The following is a 16,997-nucleotide window of genomic DNA, read 5'->3' as shown; positions in this document are numbered from 1 at the left end:
TCGGAACGTACGAGGACGTCTCCAGCCGGTCCCACGAGCGGACCGAGGCGCGCGACCTCTACGACCGCTGCCTGATCGCCGTGAACGGCCGGGTGCCGCGTGTACGCCGCGCCGTCACTCGCGGGCGCCGCCCAGGGCGTCCATCGGGCGGGAGAGCAGCGCCATTCCCGCCGCCAGCAGGCCGCTCGCCAGCCCCATGACGGCGACACCCGCCAGCACCAGCGGGTAGAGCGGCATCGGCAACCCGGTCAGCATCATGCTGCCCGACAGCGCCCCGTTGGCCCCGGCCAGGGCGACGCAGGCGATCACTGTCCCCACGACCACCCCGATCGCCAGCACGATCCCCGTCTCCCAGCCGATCATGCGGACGATCTGCCTGCGGCTCGCCCCGACCGCCCGCAGCAGCGCGAACTCCCTGGTCCTGGCCGCGGTGCCCATGACCAGCGTGTTCACCAGCGACACCGCCGTGAACGACACCAGCACGGCGAGCACCAGGTAGGTCCCGGTGATGTTCCGCTCGATCGACGTCTCGGCCGCCCCGCCGTACTCCTCCCGGTCCAGCGCCCGTACGGCGGGCTGCTCCCGCTCGAAGGCGGCCAGCGCCCGGTCCAGCTCGTCGGCGTGCCCTGGACGGGCGCGGACCAGGACGGCGCTGTCGAGCCCGGTACGTGCCCCGGCCTGTGCCCCGGCCTGTGCCCCGGCCCGTGCTTCGGTGCGTGCTTCGGTGCGTGCTTCGGTGCGTGCTTCGGTGCGTGGGAAGACGACGTCGGCGAAGCCGAGCCCCCGGTCGAAGACGGCGCCCACGCGCAGGTCGACGGGGCTGCCGTCGGCCAGCCACCCGTGGAAGCGGGATCCGACGTGCCAGTCGTGCTCACCGGCGTGGGTACGGCTGACCGCGACGGTCCCCGCCTCCTTGACGGCGGCGAACGAGCCTTCCAGGACACGCAGGTCGAGCACCTTGCCGATGGTGGCGGGGTCCACCAGCTGCGCGGGCACCACGTCGGGCGTGCCGAGGACGTACGACACGAACGAGGTCGCGCGCACGGCGGAGACCGTCTCGGCGCCGGGCAACCGCCGGGCCGCGTCGGCGACGCCGGGAGGCAGCCCCGGGCCGTTGCGTGGCACCAGGACGCGGTCCGCGACGACCCGTTCCCGGCCCTGGGCCGCCGAGGTGTCGTTCAGCACGGCGGTCACCAGCAGCGCGTACCCGGCCATGGCCACGCTGATCATGATCGCCGCCGCGGCCGACGACACCCGGCGGACGGCGGCCGCGGAGTTGGCGTGCGCCAGCCAGCCGGTCGTCCGCGTGACGGCCCCGACGACCGCGCCGGCCGGTCGCTCCAGCACCCGCGTCAGGACCGGGGACAGCAGCCCGGCCGCGCCGATGAACAGGATGACCACCAGAGCCAGGAAGGCGACGCCGACCTCACCGCCGAGATGCTGGCTGAGCGCCAGGACAGCCGCCCCGCCGGCCAGCATGACCAGCGCGAACAGCAGGCGCGGCACGCTCATCACCCGCCGCGGCCCGGCGGCCTCCTGGAGCGCCTCGGCCGGGCGGACCCGGGCCGCCTGGCGTACCGCGGTGAGAGCCGACAGCAGCGTCAACAGCAGCCCGGCGCCGCCGCCGGCGACCAGCGGCAGCGGGCCCGTCACCACGACGAACTCCGGCGGCGCGAGACCCTGCCCGACCAGCACGGCGCGGAGCAGATGCGCCAGCGGGACGCCCAGCGCGTAGCCCGGCAGGGCGGCCACCAGCGCCACCACGACCGCCTCCCCGGCGATCATGCGCCTGATCTGTCCCGGCGTGGTGCCGATGGCCCGCAGCAGCGCGATCTCGCGGCGGCGTTGCAGGATCGACAGGCCGAAGGTGCCGCCGATGACGAAGACGGCGAGGAAACCGCCGATCCCGGCCATGGGCCCGAACAGCTGCGTCGAGTACTCCAGCTTCTCCGCCGTCTCCGGCGTCCCCGCCCGAGCCCGCTCGTCCCCGGTCAGCACCCGCAGACGGGGATCCCGGAGGGTCTGACGCAGACGGTCCGCCAGCTCGGCGCCCGAGGTCCCGGGGCGGGCAAGCACTCCGCCAAAGTCCGCCGCACCGTCCGCGCCCTTCGCGCCCTTCGCGCGATCCGCGCGATCCGCGCGATCCGCGCGATCCGCGCGATCCGCGCGATCCGCGCGATCCGCGCGATCCGCGCCGTCCGCGCCGGTCGCGCCGGACAGCCGGGCGGCGGCCCGCTCGGTGAAGAAGAGCGATGACTGCGTCGGCAGCCCGGCACGGCCCGTGGCCAGCCGCGCGACGCCGCTGACCCGGAAGCGCTGGGTGCCTGCCACGGTGACGACCCGTACCTCATCCCCTGGGCGGACAGAGGCGCGCCGCGCCAGGTCGGCGTCGAGGACGACCTCGTCGTCCGCCTCCGGCCCTCGCCCGGCGGCCAGCACGAACGGGGTGAGCCGCGCGACCGGCCAGCCGTGCCCCCACGACGGCCCGTCCCCCGGCCCGGCCAGGGAAGCGCCGTGCCGGTCCACCGCCTGCGCGTAGAACGGCGTGTCGGCGACCACGGCCGCGACGCCGGGCACGACGCGCAGCTCCGCCAGCCGCGCCGCCGAAAGACGAGGCGGTTGTTCCAGCGGTATGGCCTCCTCGTCGTCGCCCGAGCCGACGTGCAGGTCCGTATCGGCGCGCACGACGGCGGCCGTGGCCCCGAACCGGTCCACCTCGGGCGTCGCGCTCAGCCCCGACTGGATCATCATGAAACAGGCCGAGATCAACGCCACCGCGACCAGCACGGAGGCGACGGACCCGGCGAACCCGATCTTGCGGGTACGGATGGTGCTCAACGTGAGGCGCAGCATGCCGTCACCCGCCCAGACGCGTCAGCCGCGAGGCGACCTGGTCGGCGGTGGGCCGGTCCATGCTGTCGACGATCGAGCCGTCAGCCAGGAAGAGCACCTGGTCGGCGTACGAGGCGGCGACGGGGTCGTGGGTCACCATCACCAGGGTCTGGCCGAGCGCGTCGACCACTTCCCTGAGCAGCGTGAGGATCTCCCGGCCCGTGGCGATGTCCAGCGCGCCCGTCGGCTCGTCCCCGAAGAGCACGGCCGGCCGGGTGATCAGCGCGCGGGCGATGGCCACCCGCTGCTGCTGGCCGCCCGACATCTCCGTCGGCCGGTGACCGATCCGATGGCTCAGCCCTGTGCGCTTGACCAGGTCGGCCAGCCACTCCTCATCGGCGCGTCGACCCGCCAGGCGCAGCGGCAGCGTGATGTTCTGCCGCGCCGTCAGCGCGGGGATGAGGTTGAAGGACTGGAACACGAAGCCGATCCGGTCCCGGCGCAGCCTGGTCAGCTGAGACTCGTTCATCGTGGCCAGGTCGGTCTCGCCCAGCAGCACGCGGCCGGAGGTCGGCCGGTCGAGGCCCGCCGCGCACTGCAGCAGGGTGCTCTTGCCCGATCCCGACGGTCCCATGATCGCGTTGAACGAGCCGGCCCTCAGACCGACGGAAACGCCGCGCAGCGCGGCCACGGCGCTCTTGCCCCGGCCGAATCGCCGGGTCACCTCTATCAGCCTGATGGCCGCCGTGGAGTCGAAGTCTTTCACGCTGAAAGGCTGGCAACACCGGGCCGGGCTGCCCACCGGGCAGTCCCCCAATCCGCTCAGGGTTAACCCGGAAAGCTAGGCTATCCCTCACTATGCGCGTCGTGCTGGCTGAGGACAGCGTGTTGTTCAGGCGAGGGCTGGCCAGGCTGCTCGGAGACTGCGGTGTCACGGTCTGCGCGGAGGTCGGCGACGCCGCGAGCCTGCTGACCTCGGTCCGGGCGGACCCGCCCGACGTGGTCATCGTGGACGTACGGATGCCGCCCGGGTTCAACGCCGAAGGGCTGGAGGCGGCGCACCTCATCCGCAGGGAGCATCCGGGGGTCGGCGTCCTGGTGCTGTCGAACCACATCGAGACGCGGCACGTGGTCGGCCTGCTGGGCGAGGACGCCCGGGGAGTGGGCTACCTGCTCAAGGACCGGGTCGCCGACGTCACTGAGCTGACCGACGCGCTCAAGCGGGTACGCGACGGGGCCACGGTGATCGATCCGGACGTCGTCCAGCGGCTCGTCGGCAGGCGACGCGGCGACGGCCCGGTCGCGCGGCTCAGCGGCCGGGAGCGGGAGGTGCTCGGGCTGATGGCCGAAGGCCGTTCCAACCAGGCGATCAGCCGCCGCCTGCACCTGAGCCCCAAGACGGTGGAGACGCACGTGCACAACATCTTCGTCCGGCTGGGCCTGACCGCGACTGAGGACGACCACCGCCGCGTCCTGGCCGTCCTGACCTATCTGCGCTCCTGACACCTAACGCTCCTGACACCTAACGCTCCTGACACTTAACGCTCCTGACCGGCGAGCGGGATCTCGGCCATCACGCGGGTGCCCTGGCCCGGTGGGCTGTGCACCTGCAGCAAGCCGTCGAGCGCGGCCACCCGGTCGGCGAGGCCGCGCAGGCCCGTACCCGTCTCTGCCCGCGCGCCGCCCGTCCCGTCGTCCGTCACCTCCAGCAGCAGGACGCCGTCACGCACGGCGGCCCTGATCGACGCCTTGGACGCGTCCGCGTGCTTGGCCACGTTGGCGAGCGCTTCGGCGGCGACGAAGTAGGCGGCCTGTTCGGCGTCGGGCGGCAGCCGTCCCTCCGGCGCCTCCTCCACCACGGCGGGGACTGGCGACCGCTCCGCGAGCGAGTGCAGCGCGGCGGCCAGCCCCGACTGGCTCAGGATGGCCGGATGGATGCCGCCCGCCAGCTCACGCAGCTCGGCCAGCGCCGCCCGTACCCCCGTCACCGCCTCGTCGAGCAGCTCCGCCACCTCAGCGTCGGCGTTGCGCAGCCGGACGTGCCCGAGCAGCACCGCGAGGCCCGCGAGCCGCTGCTGGGCTCCGTCGTGCAGGTTGCGTTCGATGCGGCTGCGTTCGGCGTCGCCGGCGGCCACGATGCGAGCCCTGGACGCCCGCACCTCCGCGAGCTGGGCGGCCAGCTCGGCCCGCATGCGCTCGTTCTCCACGATCAGCCGGGTGATGGCCGCCACCGACCGTACCGGCTCCGGGTCGAGGTCCAGCGCCGGGTCGTAGAGGAGCACGGCAGCCGGTTCCCCACCGACCTCCAGGTACGCGGCGGACCGCGTTCCCGGGACGGTCAGCGGATCGCCCGCCGTGCCGACGTACCCATCACCTGTCCAGTAGCCGAGGCGTAGCGTCGGGTCGCGCAGCACGCTCGCTAGCGTCTTCTCCAGCGCGCCGGGCGACAGGTCGAGCCCGGTCGCCAGCCGCGCCACGGCCGCCTGGTCGAGCCGGGCGCGCATGAGTCCCGCGAGCACCCCCAGCGGCCAGGTCGCCAGCGCGAGCAGTTGCACCCCGTGCAGGACCGCCTGGAGAGTGGAGTTGGTGGCGTCCGGCCAGATGTAGACGGCCTGCCGGGTCCAGGTGGTGAGCAGCATCAGCCCGCCCGCCAGCGCGACCGGAGCAAACGTGTGGCGGCGCGGCGCGGGCAGCCGGACCAGCCAGCGCCAGCCGAGCATCGCCGTCATCCCCAGCCCGAAGAGCCACAGGAAGACGGCCACGGCCGCGATCAGCGGCCGCGAGACGCCCTCGCCGCCGGGCAGCAGCGGCAGGCAGGTGCAACTGCCGTCGCCGAATCGGCCGAACCGCAGCCAGACCGCCAGCGCCTGCGCCATGCCGAGGTACAGGACCAGGACCATGGCCCGCTGCCTGCGCCCGACGGCCCTGCCCTCGGGCATGACCAGCACGACGTGCGCGAGCAGTGTCAGGGCCAGCCACCCGATCACGTTCCCGGTCAGCAGGGCCCAGCGTTCCTGAAGATAGTTCACGCCCGAGAGCAGCAGGCAGAGCCCCACCCCGGCCATCAGCCCACCCGTACCCCCCACGGGCCGCCTCGCCCTGACGACGAGGCCCGAGACGACGAACGACCAGCCGCCCGCGAGACCCACGGCGAGCAGGGGTAACTGGGCGAGGGGCGGCGTCGCGGCGTGGCTGAGCCCCCAGACGAGGTCACCCGCCGTCGCCACGAGGGCGACGGCGAGCACGGCGATCCTGAAGATCCGCCCACTCTAACGAGCGGGCCCACCGACCGACGTCACGGCCCGCCAACGTCGATCAGCCGTTCCGGGCTAAGTTGTCCGCTGCGCCACCACGGCCCGGCCCATGGCCGGGTCGTCGCAGAACGCGCCGTCCACGCCCAGGTCGAGCAGCCTGGTCAGCCAGCCCATCACGTCGCCGGTGGCGCGCGGGAAGGCGGGGCTGGCCGGGTTGCCCAGCCGATAGTCGAGAGGGAGCTGGGAGTTCTCGTTGCGGACGGTCCAGACATGCACGTCCAGCCGCCTGCGGTGGGCGTCCTGGACGAGCGTGGTGGGCTCCGTCAACTTGCCGTCCGCTCCCACGGGCACGACGCGGCGGGTGTCGACACCGATCCCGTTCGCGTACGAGGCCACCTCGCGCAGCCCTTCCGGCTTCACCATGTCGTCATAAGTACGCTGATCACCGGCGGCGACCCGGTCGTACGGCGCCCCACCGAACGTGATCAGCTGGATCAGCGGCAGCCTGGTCTTCTTGCGCAGCTCTCGCAGGTTCGCGGTCTCGAACGACTGGATGTACACCTTGCGCATGTGGTTGCTGTTGAGCGTCTCCAGCAGCGGCTCCTCCAGCGACAGGCCGATGGAGTCGAAGTACGTCGGATGCTTGGTCTCGGGGTACACGCCCACGCCGTGACGCTGCGCGAGCCGCACAACCTCCTCGAACGTCGGGATCTCCGCCACCCCGTCGAAGGCCGTGTTGTCGGGCCGCAGGTCGGGCACGCGTTCCTTGGCCCGTAGCGTCTTCAGCTCGGCCAGCGTGAAGTCCTCGGTGAACCACCCGGTGATCGGCCGCCCGTCGACCGTCTTGGTGGCGCGCCGGTCGGCGAACTCCGGGTGCGCGGCCACGTCGGTGGTGCCGGTGATGTCGTTCTCGTGCCTGGCCACCAGGATGTGGTCCTTGGTGGAGACCAGGTCGGGCTCGATGTAGTCGGCGCCCATCGCGATGGCCGCCTCGTACGACAGCAGCGTGTGCTCGGGCCGGTGGGCGCTGGCGCCCCGGTGCCCGATGACGACGGGGGCCTGGGCGCGGCGCTCGGCCGTGGCGGTGTGAGGCTGGAGCAGCACGACCGCGACCGTACCACCGGTCAGAACGGCCAGAGCGCTCGCGAATAATCTGCGCGTCAGCATGCCGCGTACGTTAGAGCGGCAAAGTGGCCGGTGAGTGACGACCGGGCGCACAACCGTTGATCACCTGTTGCGCGGAAGGCCGCCGCCCGTCATCGAACACCTGTATGGTCCTGAGGCGTGCTGGCACTCTTCGACCTCGACAACACCCTGATCGACCGCCTCGACGCCTTCAAGCGCTGGGCCGCCGAGTTCGCCGCCGACAGGGGACTGGGCGCGCAGGATGTGGCGTGGATGATCGAGCTGGACGCCGACGGTTCCATCCCGATGAGCACGTTCTTCACCCACATCCGCGAGCGGTTCGGGCTCGCCGAGTCGGCCGAGTCGCTGTGGCAGGGCTACCGTGACCGCCTGCCGCACCTCGTCACCTGCCGCCCCGCCGTACTCGAGTCCCTCGATCGCCTGCGCATGTCCGGCTGGCGGGTCGGCATCGTGACCAACGGCATGGCCGACAACCAGTCCGGCAAGATCCACCACAGCGGCCTGGTGGACCGGGTGGACGGCTGGGCCATCTCCGACGCCGAGGGCTTCAGCAAGCCGGACCGCGAGCTGTTCGAGATCGCCGCCCGCCGGTGCGACACCACGCTCGCGGACGGGGACTGGATGATCGGGGACGACGTGGAGAAGGACGTGGCGGGCGGGCGCGGCGCGGGCCTGCACACGATCTGGATCGACCGCGGCCTGTCCCCGGGCTTATCCCCGGGGGCGGACCACGAGGTGACCGACGTACTGGAAGCGATCGCCCTGCTCGATGTCGACTATTAGGGGATCTTCACGCCGGGACCCCGTTCCCCACGAACAACGGGAGCGATAGGTATGCGGCGATGGGTTCTCCGGCTGAGCGCGGCGCTCCTGATTCTGCTCGCCGCAGCCGCCGTCACGCCACCGCTCACCGGACTCAGCCGGCCGAGCGAGGAGGAGATGCGAGTCCGGGTCGCCATGGGCGAAACTCCCGCCGTCGCCGCCGGCCACCGCACCGGCATCGCCGCCCTCCTGCCCTTCGACGACAACGTGCTGCTGCTGATCGGCGCCGCCTTCGCCGCGGCCGCGATACTGCTGCTCCTGGTCGACCACCGCCAGGGGATCGGCCCGCGCGGAGTCCTCCCGGTGCGGTGGCGGATGTCGCTGACGCTGTGGAGCGTCGCGCTCGCGCTGGTGAGCATCCCGTACGCGAGCTTGCTGTTCTCTTCGACCACGACCGAGTACGACATCATCGTGGGCGGTTGTTCTGGCTTCGACCTGTACCTGTCGGCCGACTTCCTGCTGTCCCCCTTGCGCCTCGTGCCACAACCCGCGGTGATGGCGGTGGGCTTCGGAGTGTGGGCGCTGCTGGTGCGCAAGGGCTACCGGCGGTGGGGCCGCGCGGTAGGCTGGGCCACAGCGCTCCCCTTGGGGTCGTTGGGGGCGCTGGCCTTCGTTATGGCCGGATTCGACGCGGTCGCCGGTGACGGATGCGCGCGAACCTGGGCTCAGATGTACGAGCCCGGCATGTTGGCCTGGCAGCTCTACGAGGTCGTCACCGCCGTTCTGATCATCGTGGCGGTACGCGTACGCCGCGTTCGACGGCCGTACCGGAGTCCGGACGTCCGCGTCGCCGCCACGCTCGCCGTCGTCCTCCTGCTGATCACCGTGCCGCGCATGGACGCACCGACCGGGAAGATCACAGCGGCGAACTCCTCGGCCTGCGAACCGTGGCAAACCGCCCGCTACGTCCCGGTGCGGCCGTCCGCCGGGCAGCGCGAGCTCGCCTTCATCTGCCTTGTCAGGCAGGACGGTGAGCTGCCTGGGCAGTTCGCCGGTGTGCCCGATGATCGAGTGGTCGCGATCGGCCGGCGGTTGTGCGAGGCGGTCCTGCGCGACGGCGCACCGAATCGGCGGGCCGAGGAGGGGCCGCTGAGGACGTTCCTGCGGAATTATGAGACCGTCAAGGCTCTCGCGTACTTGTGCCCGGAAGTCGAGCAGCGCCAGGACCAGCAGGCCGAGCAGCAACATGACGCCGATGTGGCCTTCAAGGAGAAGGCCCGTGCGCTTTGCGCCAAGATGCCGGGACACCGGCCGTCGATCCGCGCGTCCCGGACCGACCGAGCCACGCTGTGGGTGGATGCCGGCAGCCTCAGCGCGTACGAGGACGACCCGGGCGACGACTTCCCCGCACTCGACAATGCCTTCATCAACGGGCTGGTGGGAACCGCGCTCGGACAGCTCACCATCCTCACGGCAGACGAGGCCATGCACGTGTGCGTCACCGGGGAGGCCTATCGCAAGCGGCCCCCCGTCGAGCTGAAGGGCTGGGAGAAGGTGGTGGAGGTGGGATACCACAGCGGCAACGGCGACCTCACCTTCACCGGGGACAACGGGGACGGCCTGGAGAACCTGGCGGTCAACGGCCCGGGGCACTACCGGGTCCGGGTGCACATGCGCGGCGCGAAGGCCGCGCTGAAGAGGGAGGGGGATGCCCGGCAGGAGTTCCTCATCATGGTCTATCCGGGGAAGTCCGAGCGGACCGCGCTGCTGAAGTGAGCTGGTTCGGCGCCATTACCCCAACACTTCGAGACGCCCATGTCCGACGACCAACGAACGGCGCGGTCAGAGCGATTGGTCACTCGAAGATGATCGACGACCACACAGCAGCCGCGACCCTTTCACCACCGCGCGCGGCTCGGTCACGACCACACGGCCACCCTTTCGTGCAGTCCGCCGGATCACGTACTGACCACCTTCGACACACAGCTCGTATTCAACGTTTCCGCGTACGACAAACGCCTTCACCCGGCTTCGTGTCCCACGTGAGTCGTACGGGACCCACTCAAGATCGACGCGCATGTGACGCTCCGCACCGGGGGCAGGGGAACGTACAGGAGAACATCGCGCCACACGCATGGCATACGTGGATGAAGAGCATCACCATGATCTCGGAGATCACGGAATCACTCGTCGGGGATCAGCGCCAATGCGAACGGCGGACGCGAGTAGCACGAGACGTCGCGAGGTATCCGCTTCGATCAGCCGGCCGCTCGGACGATGACGGCCGCGCAAAATCTTGCCGGCCTGCCACACGTCAAAGTCGGGGATTTCGGGAAGCAACGTGGGATTGTCCTCCTCCAGAGCCATGGGCCGAAGCATAGACGTACGTAGACCTCTCCGGATGTACCTAGGTGTTTTAGGATGTCAAGTCACCTTTATGGTTGACGACGTGGCACGCGATGACGACGACACGCGAACCGATGATCTCGGCGCGAAGCTCCCGAAGACCGACCCGAACGGTCCGGACCTGGTCTACATGATCATTGCCGACCACATCGCCGGGCAGATCCAACAGGGAGAGCGCCCTATTGGATCTCGATTGCCGTCGGAACTCGACCTCTCGAACGCATGGGGAGTCGCCCGGATGACCGTCCGGCGTGCGATTCAGAACCTCACCGAACGGGGCATGGTCCGCGCCGTTCACGGCAAGGGGACATTCGTGACCGAGCCCCCTGCCGCAGCGGCCGAATGAGTGCCGCCTATGTTTGATTCAGTGAAAGCGCTCGAAATGGCGACTGCGGCCGAACTCTCCCGCGCCAGACGAGGCGTGCAGCGGTAAAGGTCTAATCATTGGGAGAGGTCACGTGCCAGATGTTGCCGGCGCAGACCCGGCCGTTGTAGTGGTACCGCTTGCCGCTGCTGGAGGTGGCGGCGAGCCGGTCTACGTGCGGGGGCGTGGTGCCGCAGTAGTCCGCTGGCAATGAGTTGCCCCTCGAACGGCCAGGCGGCAACGTGGCGTAGACGCGCTCGTTCCACGTCACCACCACTTTCTCCTTGGTTTCGTTGACGACGCTGAACTTCGCGTCCGGCCCAATCTGGCAGGCGGCCGCGACAAGCACGGCTACCAGCATCAGCCCAGCGACCGCCCGGCCGCGCCTCTGCGCGGGAGCAGCTGACGATCTCACTAGTGGCCTCCTTCGTGAAGTCCGGCAGACAGGATTGTCCTTTGCCGGCCGGACCTCGCCATGAGCGAATCAAGGCGCCTTGGGGCTGAAGAACGCGGCGACCAGTACATCGACGAAACGCGGGTATTGCTTGTCAGGGAAGTAATACCCACGCGTCCAGCAACTGACCTTCGCTGCGGTGGTGCCGACAGCGTAGGCGAAGGAGATCTTCCCACTGTCGGACAGGACATACGGCTGGACCCTTGCGCCACGGACCGTACCGGCCAATAAAGGTCGACCACATACGCGAGATCGCCTTCATCTGCGTCGTAAGGCATCGTGTGCGCACGCGCGTCACTCGTTCTGGGCATCCCGAAGCTTCGGCACCGCCAGCCTCGCCGCCCGCTTGCTCAGAGCGGGCTCGAACGCCCCGAAGAACCCGTCGCTCACCAGCAGCGTGACGGCGTTCTTGACTCTGATGAGCACGACATCCGCCACCTGAAGCTCGGCGTTCCTCGTCGCCATCGTCTCCTTGTACCTGATCCCGTACACCCAGTTCCCGACCGTACCGACCGAGAGCTTGGTGATGGCCGACTTGGCGCGCTTGGTCTTCGTCTTGGTGCCGACGCAGTCCCGGACCATGACCTTGCCCACTGCCTGCCAGGCGGCCATCTTGGCCGAGGTGCCGCTGATGGCGAACTGCTTGACGCCCGACGGCAGGCCCTCCTTGTCGATGTAGACGGCCGCCGGGCTTCTGAGGAGGGGCTTCAGCGCCCTCATCGCCTGTACGCACTTTTTCGTGTGGGCCGAATCGGCGTCCAACGCCTCGCGGATGTGCTTCGGGTTGGGGGCGTACGCGTCGCCCAGGTCCTCGGGTGTGATGAGGGCCTCACTCAGCTGGGCCGAGGTCAGGGGCTTGTCGGGGGCGACGGCCAGCGCGGGAGTGGCGGAGGCCAGAAGGAGAACGGCGGCAGTGCCGCCTAAGATCACGGAGCGCATGGCAACGCATCCTAGTGAGGTGATCACCGGGGTTCTCCGGGTGTTTCGTCACACGACCGTCTCGATCTATGTGACGGTCCGTGGTGGCTGGGGACCCTCGGGAGATATTCCCTGAGGAGGAGCGGAAGAAGACGGTCCGTTGTGGCTGAGGTCCCTCCGGAGATACCCCCTCCGGGAACGCGGAAGAAGACGGTCCGTTGTGGCTGAGGTCTTTCAGAATGGACACCCCCTCCCGGGGAGCGCCGTAACCTTCACACTCCTGAACTGAGGAGCAGCAGTGCGTTGCGGCGGATCACACCGGCGTACCAATGGCCACTGTCCTTGATCGTGCGCCGCTGGGTGGCGTAGTCGACGTGGAGGAGGCCGAAGCGACGGGAGTATCCCCAACCCCATTCGAAGTTGTCCATGAGGGACCACGCGAAGTAGCCCTGTAGCGGCACTCCGGCGCGGATCGCTTCCAGGCACGCGTGCAGGTGCTGCGCGAAGTAGTCGATCCGGTCCTGGTCGTGTACGCCGCCATCGGCGTCGACCGTGTCGGCGTAGGCCGCGCCGTTCTCGGTGATGTAGAGCGGAATCGGTCCGTAGTCGTCGGTGACGCGGCGCAGCAGTGTGGTAAGTCCGGCCGGGTCGATCTCCCAGCCCATTTCGGTGACCGGGAAGCCGCGGCGGATGAAGCTGACGTCCTCCCAGCCCGGCCAGGCCGGGCCGGCGCTGGGCTGACCGTCGACGGACGCGGCGACCACGAGGGGGTTGTAGTAGTTGAGGCCGAGGAAGTCGATCGGCGCGGCGATGGTCGCCAGGTCGCCGGGGTGGATGAACGACAAGTCGGTCAGGTGCGCGATGTCGGTGGCGACGTCGGCCGGGTATTCGGCACGCAGCAGCGGATCGAGGAAGATCCGGTTGCCGATGCCGTCGACGCGGCGCAGCGCCTCAGTGTCGGCCGGGCTGTCCGAGTACGCGATCAACGACTGCGCGTTGAGCGTGGTGCCGATGACGGCGGCTGGGTCGGCGGCCCGGATCGCCCGGGTGGCCAGACCGTGACCGAGCAGCATGTGATGGCATGCGGCCAGCGCGGCGGCGTCGTCGCTGCGGCCGGGCGCGTGCCGGCTGTGGGCATAGCCGAGGAAGGCGGCGCACCACGGTTCGTTGAGCGTGATCCAGTGGCGGACGCGGTCGCCCAACGCTTCGTGGACGAGTGCGGCGTACTCGGCGAAGCGGGCGGCGGTGTCCCGGGCGGGCCACCCTCCGGCGTCTTCGCGTTCTTGCGGCAGGTCCCAGTGGTAGAGCGTGACCCACGGCTCGATCCCCCGCTCCAGCAGTTCGTCGGTGAGCCGGCGAAGCCCTGGGGGAAGGTGGCTGTGGACACGGGGGGCCTCTCGGGTGAGGAGGTCGTCATCAGGACGGCTTCAGTTCGAGGTAGGGGTGGTTGTCGGTCGCTTCCTTGCTGGAGAAGGAGGTGAACGGCCCGTACGCCGTGGCGGTGGACGCGATCGCGAGGCTGACGTCCCGCCCGGCGGCGAGCTGGGCCTGGACGAACGCGGTCACGTCGACGGTGTGCCAGGACGCGGTGGCGTCGAGCGTGAACGTGCCGAGACCGGCGCCCAGCGGCGGCCGGGTGTTCCAGGTCAGCGTGGCTTCGCTCCAGGTCGCGTCCGTGACCGCGTGGAGCGCGTCGGTCGCGCCAGCGGTGTCGGCGGTCGAGCCGTAGACGTGCAGGGTGGCCGAGGCGACCGTGCTGTGCACCGCGGTCAGCGGGAAGGTCAGGTACGAGACCCGGTCGAATCCGCTGCCGAGGCTGGGATTGTTGCGTACTTCGAGGACGGAGTTCGTGCCATAGGTGGTGTCGGCGTAGGTGCCGTCGCGGACGAACCCGTCGGCTACGGGTTCAATGTGCGCCGGGTCGAGCACCGACACCGGCACCCGGACGACCTTCAGTATGGGTGGGCGAATGACCAGCGCGCCGATTTTCGCACTGCCGCCACCGGCGGCGGTGACCAGGCCGGAGCCGTCCACCGTGGCCACGGCCGGATGGCTGCTGGTCCAGGTGATGGTCGCCGTGGACAGGTCGGCCGGGCCGCCGTCGGTCTGCTCGCCGGTCAGCTTCAGCCGCAGGGTGTCGCCGATCGACAGGGTCGGCGGGTCGGCCGGGGACGCGGTCACGGTACCGAGAACGACCGTCCGGGGTGCCGCGTCTGCCTGGGCGTCGGCCCCCTTGGCGTAGATCCGCACCTCAGTGACGCTGTTGTAGCTGCTGACGGAGTTCCCATGGCCGATCAGCCGAACGTAGCGGGCCGACCGCGCCGTGAAGGAGAAGACTTCGGCGTCGTCGGACTTGCCGGCGGAGACGGCTCCCGTGAGCGCCGCGTTCCAGGTGGTGCCGTTGGTGGAGGTGCGGACGTCGAAGGTGGACGTTCGCGCGTACCCGTTGAGGAACGCGACGGCGACGGCGCCGACGGTGCGCTTGGCGCCGAGGTCGAGCGTGAGTGTCTGCCCGTCGCCCGCCGCGGACCAGCGGCTGCCCATGTTGCCGTCGACGGCGTTGGCCGCGGGGCTGCCGTCGTCCGCGCTGGCGGTGACCGACGCGACGGGCAGTGCGGTGGCCGTCTTTCCCGCCTTCCGGAAGTGCACCTGGTAGGTGGGGCCGTAGACCTTCCGGTGGTCGGCGTCGAGCTGGAAGGTCGTCATGGTGGCCGGGCCCGGGATCGCGGTCGCCTGAGTGACGGTGGCGTAGGTGCCGCGCGCCGTCAGGGGGACGACCTTGGGCGGGGTGGTGGTGTTCGCGGGCAGGGTGATGTCGTAGCGGTAGCGCCGCGGATCGAATCCGGCCAGGCGGTCGGCGCCGATCATGATGTCGGTCAGGGCCATCGGGCCGGTCGCGCCCGGCGTCCAGGAGGCCAGCGGGGTTACCGCCGGGGTGTCGGTGGGCGGCTGCTGCCCCGCGGCGAGCGGAACGATCCGCATCGCCACCGTGGTGGTCCCGGCCGCGGTCAGCTGGATCGCGAGGGTTCGCGAGCCGGGCTGGCGGCTCTGGCCGGTGGGGTCGGGGCTGTCCGGCAATGGCCGGGAGTCTCCGATGAGCAGTTGCCCATCGGAGGTGAGCAGTTGGACCCAGAGCCGCTGTCCGCCGCGGTAGAGGGTGGCCGACCGTCCGTCGGCGGCCACCACGACGTCGGCGCGGGTGTGCAGGAACGACCAGTAGTCGATCGGTTCGCTCGTCCGCACCTCGTCCTGGAGCAGCACCTGCCGCCGGTCGTCGAACAGTTGCAGACCGCGCTGGGCGCGTTGCACCCGGCCGCCGTAGAGGCCGGTGAGGTCGGTGATCTCGTACCACTTCTGGGGCGTCGAGCTGACGGTGGTGATCGGCGCGCCGGAGGTCAGCGCGGTGGACGGGGTGGGTCCGGTGCCGAGCCGCATCGTGTTCTGGCCTTCGGGACGGGCTGTGTAGTAGTCCCATCGGCCGCCGGTGTCCTTGTTCCAGTCGAAGTATCCCGGGAGGCTGTAGCTGTCGAGGCCGAGGCCGTCGAACCAGCGCACGCCCCCGGCGTCGAGGACGAAGTCTCCGGCGTCGAGGTTCTCGTGGGCGGCGATCTGGTCGTACCCGGCGCGCATGCCCTTGGTGGCGACAGAGACCGCGTAGGGGTCGTCCCAGGCGCTGCGGGCGGTGGCGATCTCGGTGCCGTCGAAGAAGGCGTCGGTCGCCGCCGGATGGCCGGTGCCGCCGGCGTTCGCCGGGTCGTACCAGAGGATGTCCAGCGGGCTGGCCGAGCGGTCGGCGAGCCGCGCCTCCCAGGCCGTGTAGTACGGCTTGCCGTAGCGGGTGGCCAGCCACATCATGAACGACGGCTGCCAGGTCGGGGTGACCGCGCCGAGCAGGTCGGTTCCGCCGTCGCCGTAGTTGAAGGTCAGGCCGGTCGCGCCGGTCACGTGGATGCCGTAGTCACCGGTGGTGGCCAGGCCGGGCAGGTCGGACAGGCCGAAGTCAGTGCCGGTCGCGGTCTTCATGGCGGCGAGGTAGGCGACGAGGTATTCGGTGGCGTACTGCCAGTACTGCGGGCTCTCGCCGCTGGCACCGTCCGGGCCGTAGCCGCTGATCCCATTCTGGATCGACGTGATACTGGCCTTGAGCACCTGGTCGACGACGCCGCGCTCGTCGGCGGTCAGGTCCGGGTCGTCGCCGATGGCCAGTGCCCCGAGCGCGACCGCGTTGCAGATGAGGTTCCAGTTGTGGTTCTGGGTGTAGAAGCTGGTGGCGTACCCGTAGCGGACGAGGGCCGGCCGCAGGGCCTTGGTGACGAGGGCGGAGCGGATCGTGGCCTTGTCGCTGGCCGACAGATAGTCGTAGAGCCAGTCGTAGCCGATCGCGACGCTGTTGGACAGCTCTCCGACGTCCAGGAACTGGCCCCGGTCCCAGGCCGGGACGGAGGAGAGGGCGACGAGTTCGCGCGCCGCGCGTTCGGCATATCGGGCGTCGCCGGTGATCCGGTAGACGAGGGCTAAGGCGTAGACGCGGCGTTTCGCCTCGTCGATGACGGCGGTCGACAGGGCGGTCGGCAGCGAGGTGGCGAGTACGCCGTCCGCGCCGGCCTTGACCTGGGCATACCAAGCCTGGAGCCGGGTGTCGGCGCCGATGCGCTGGGCGGCGGCGGAGAAGGTCTGCGCGGTCGCCAGGAGCCGGGGATGCTGCGGGGTCAGCAGCGCGACGACGCTGGCCGGAGGCTGGACGGGATCGGCGTGCGCGGGTGTGCCCACCGCCACCAGGGTCGTAAAGGTGAAGATGAGAGCGGCGGCGCTCGCACGGAGCCGGGCGGCGGTTGTGCTCAAGGACGGCATGGCACAGCCC

The 16,997-nt window shown here is 70.2% G+C and carries 12 protein-coding genes and 1 pseudogene; 4 read left to right on the top strand and 9 right to left on the bottom strand.

What is annotated here, in order from left to right; genetic code table 11:
• Positions 1-114: 114 nt before the first annotated feature.
• Both AB0J16_RS57450 and AB0J16_RS57445 read right to left on the bottom strand, forming a co-directional pair.
• The gene (locus AB0J16_RS57450; protein WP_358557235.1) at positions 115-2,853 is read right to left on the bottom strand and encodes an ABC transporter permease; all 2,739 of its coding nucleotides are present in this window, start codon (positions 2,851-2,853) and stop codon (positions 115-117) included.
• Between the two features lie 4 nt (positions 2,854-2,857).
• The gene (locus tag AB0J16_RS57445; protein WP_358557232.1) at positions 2,858-3,598 is read right to left on the bottom strand and encodes an ABC transporter ATP-binding protein; all 741 of its coding nucleotides are present in this window, start codon (positions 3,596-3,598) and stop codon (positions 2,858-2,860) included.
• A gap of 92 nt (positions 3,599-3,690) precedes the next feature.
• On the opposite strand from AB0J16_RS57445, the gene AB0J16_RS57440 reads away from it, so the two are divergent.
• A complete protein-coding gene (locus AB0J16_RS57440) occupies positions 3,691-4,335 on the top strand; it encodes a response regulator transcription factor (RefSeq protein WP_358557229.1) in 645 nt (214 codons plus the stop codon).
• Positions 4,336-4,370: 35 nt separating this feature from the next.
• On the opposite strand, the gene AB0J16_RS57435 is transcribed toward AB0J16_RS57440, so the two are convergent.
• Both AB0J16_RS57435 and AB0J16_RS57430 read right to left on the bottom strand, forming a co-directional pair.
• Complete coding sequence (locus AB0J16_RS57435; RefSeq protein ID WP_358557226.1) at positions 4,371-6,077, bottom strand: sensor histidine kinase; 1,707 nt, start codon at positions 6,075-6,077, stop codon at positions 4,371-4,373.
• Between the two features lie 84 nt (positions 6,078-6,161).
• Positions 6,162-7,253 (bottom strand): glycerophosphodiester phosphodiesterase, encoded by a 1,092-nt coding sequence (locus AB0J16_RS57430; protein WP_358557223.1) that lies wholly within the window; start codon positions 7,251-7,253, stop codon positions 6,162-6,164.
• A 117-nt stretch (positions 7,254-7,370) separates the two neighbouring features.
• On the opposite strand from AB0J16_RS57430, the gene AB0J16_RS57425 reads away from it, so the two are divergent.
• Together AB0J16_RS57425 and AB0J16_RS57420 are read left to right on the top strand one after the other, a co-directional pair.
• Positions 7,371-8,015, top strand: coding sequence for an HAD family hydrolase (locus AB0J16_RS57425; protein WP_358557221.1), 645 nt, complete (start codon positions 7,371-7,373; stop codon positions 8,013-8,015).
• A gap of 51 nt (positions 8,016-8,066) precedes the next feature.
• Positions 8,067-9,770: a hypothetical protein gene (locus tag AB0J16_RS57420; protein WP_358557218.1), complete on the top strand. Its 1,704-nt coding sequence runs from the start codon at positions 8,067-8,069 to the stop codon at positions 9,768-9,770.
• Between the two features lie 399 nt (positions 9,771-10,169).
• Here the strand turns inward: AB0J16_RS57420 and AB0J16_RS57415 are convergent, their stop codons facing one another.
• Positions 10,170-10,361: a hypothetical protein gene (locus AB0J16_RS57415; RefSeq protein ID WP_358557215.1), complete on the bottom strand. Its 192-nt coding sequence runs from the start codon at positions 10,359-10,361 to the stop codon at positions 10,170-10,172.
• An 82-nt stretch (positions 10,362-10,443) separates the two neighbouring features.
• On the opposite strand from AB0J16_RS57415, the gene AB0J16_RS57410 reads away from it, so the two are divergent.
• Positions 10,444-10,746, top strand: a complete 303-nt coding sequence (locus tag AB0J16_RS57410) for a GntR family transcriptional regulator (protein WP_358557213.1) — start codon at positions 10,444-10,446, stop codon at positions 10,744-10,746.
• A gap of 91 nt (positions 10,747-10,837) precedes the next feature.
• On the opposite strand, the gene AB0J16_RS57405 is transcribed toward AB0J16_RS57410, so the two are convergent.
• The 4 genes and pseudogenes from AB0J16_RS57405 to AB0J16_RS57390 all read right to left on the bottom strand — a co-directional run bounded on the left by AB0J16_RS57405 (position 10,838) and on the right by AB0J16_RS57390 (position 16,978).
• Positions 10,838-11,179, bottom strand: coding sequence for a hypothetical protein (locus tag AB0J16_RS57405; RefSeq protein WP_358557211.1), 342 nt, complete (start codon positions 11,177-11,179; stop codon positions 10,838-10,840).
• A 333-nt stretch (positions 11,180-11,512) separates the two neighbouring features.
• Positions 11,513-12,157, bottom strand: coding sequence for a hypothetical protein (locus tag AB0J16_RS57400; RefSeq protein ID WP_358557209.1), 645 nt, complete (start codon positions 12,155-12,157; stop codon positions 11,513-11,515).
• Positions 12,158-12,408: 251 nt separating this feature from the next.
• Positions 12,409-13,482: pseudogene (locus AB0J16_RS57395) on the bottom strand (family 1 glycosylhydrolase); the annotation flags it as partial.
• Between the two features lie 70 nt (positions 13,483-13,552).
• On the bottom strand, positions 13,553-16,978 hold the full coding sequence (locus AB0J16_RS57390; protein WP_358557207.1) for a DNRLRE domain-containing protein: 3,426 nt from the start codon (positions 16,976-16,978) through the stop codon (positions 13,553-13,555).
• Positions 16,979-16,997: the final 19 nt, after the last annotated feature.

Source organism: Nonomuraea sp. NPDC049750, assembly GCF_040659625.1.
In the GTDB taxonomy this organism is placed as follows: Bacteria; Actinomycetota; Actinomycetes; order Streptosporangiales; family Streptosporangiaceae; genus Nonomuraea.
Note: the sequence above shows the minus strand (reverse complement) of the source record. Positions and strands in the feature narration are given on the sequence as shown.

Bases quoted from the DNA above. Each gene is read 5' to 3' on its own strand.
- AB0J16_RS57450 (WP_358557235.1), bottom strand. From the start codon at position 2,853: ATGCTGCGCCTCACGTTGAGCACCATCCGTACCCGCAAGATCGGGTTC.
- AB0J16_RS57440 (WP_358557229.1), top strand. From the start codon at position 3,691: ATGCGCGTCGTGCTGGCTGAGGACAGCGTGTTGTTCAGGCGAGGGCTG.
- AB0J16_RS57430 (WP_358557223.1), bottom strand. From the start codon at position 7,253: ATGCTGACGCGCAGATTATTCGCGAGCGCTCTGGCCGTTCTGACCGGT.
- AB0J16_RS57420 (WP_358557218.1), top strand. From the start codon at position 8,067: ATGCGGCGATGGGTTCTCCGGCTGAGCGCGGCGCTCCTGATTCTGCTC.
- AB0J16_RS57415 (WP_358557215.1), bottom strand. From the start codon at position 10,361: ATGGCTCTGGAGGAGGACAATCCCACGTTGCTTCCCGAAATCCCCGAC.
- AB0J16_RS57400 (WP_358557209.1), bottom strand. From the start codon at position 12,157: ATGCGCTCCGTGATCTTAGGCGGCACTGCCGCCGTTCTCCTTCTGGCC.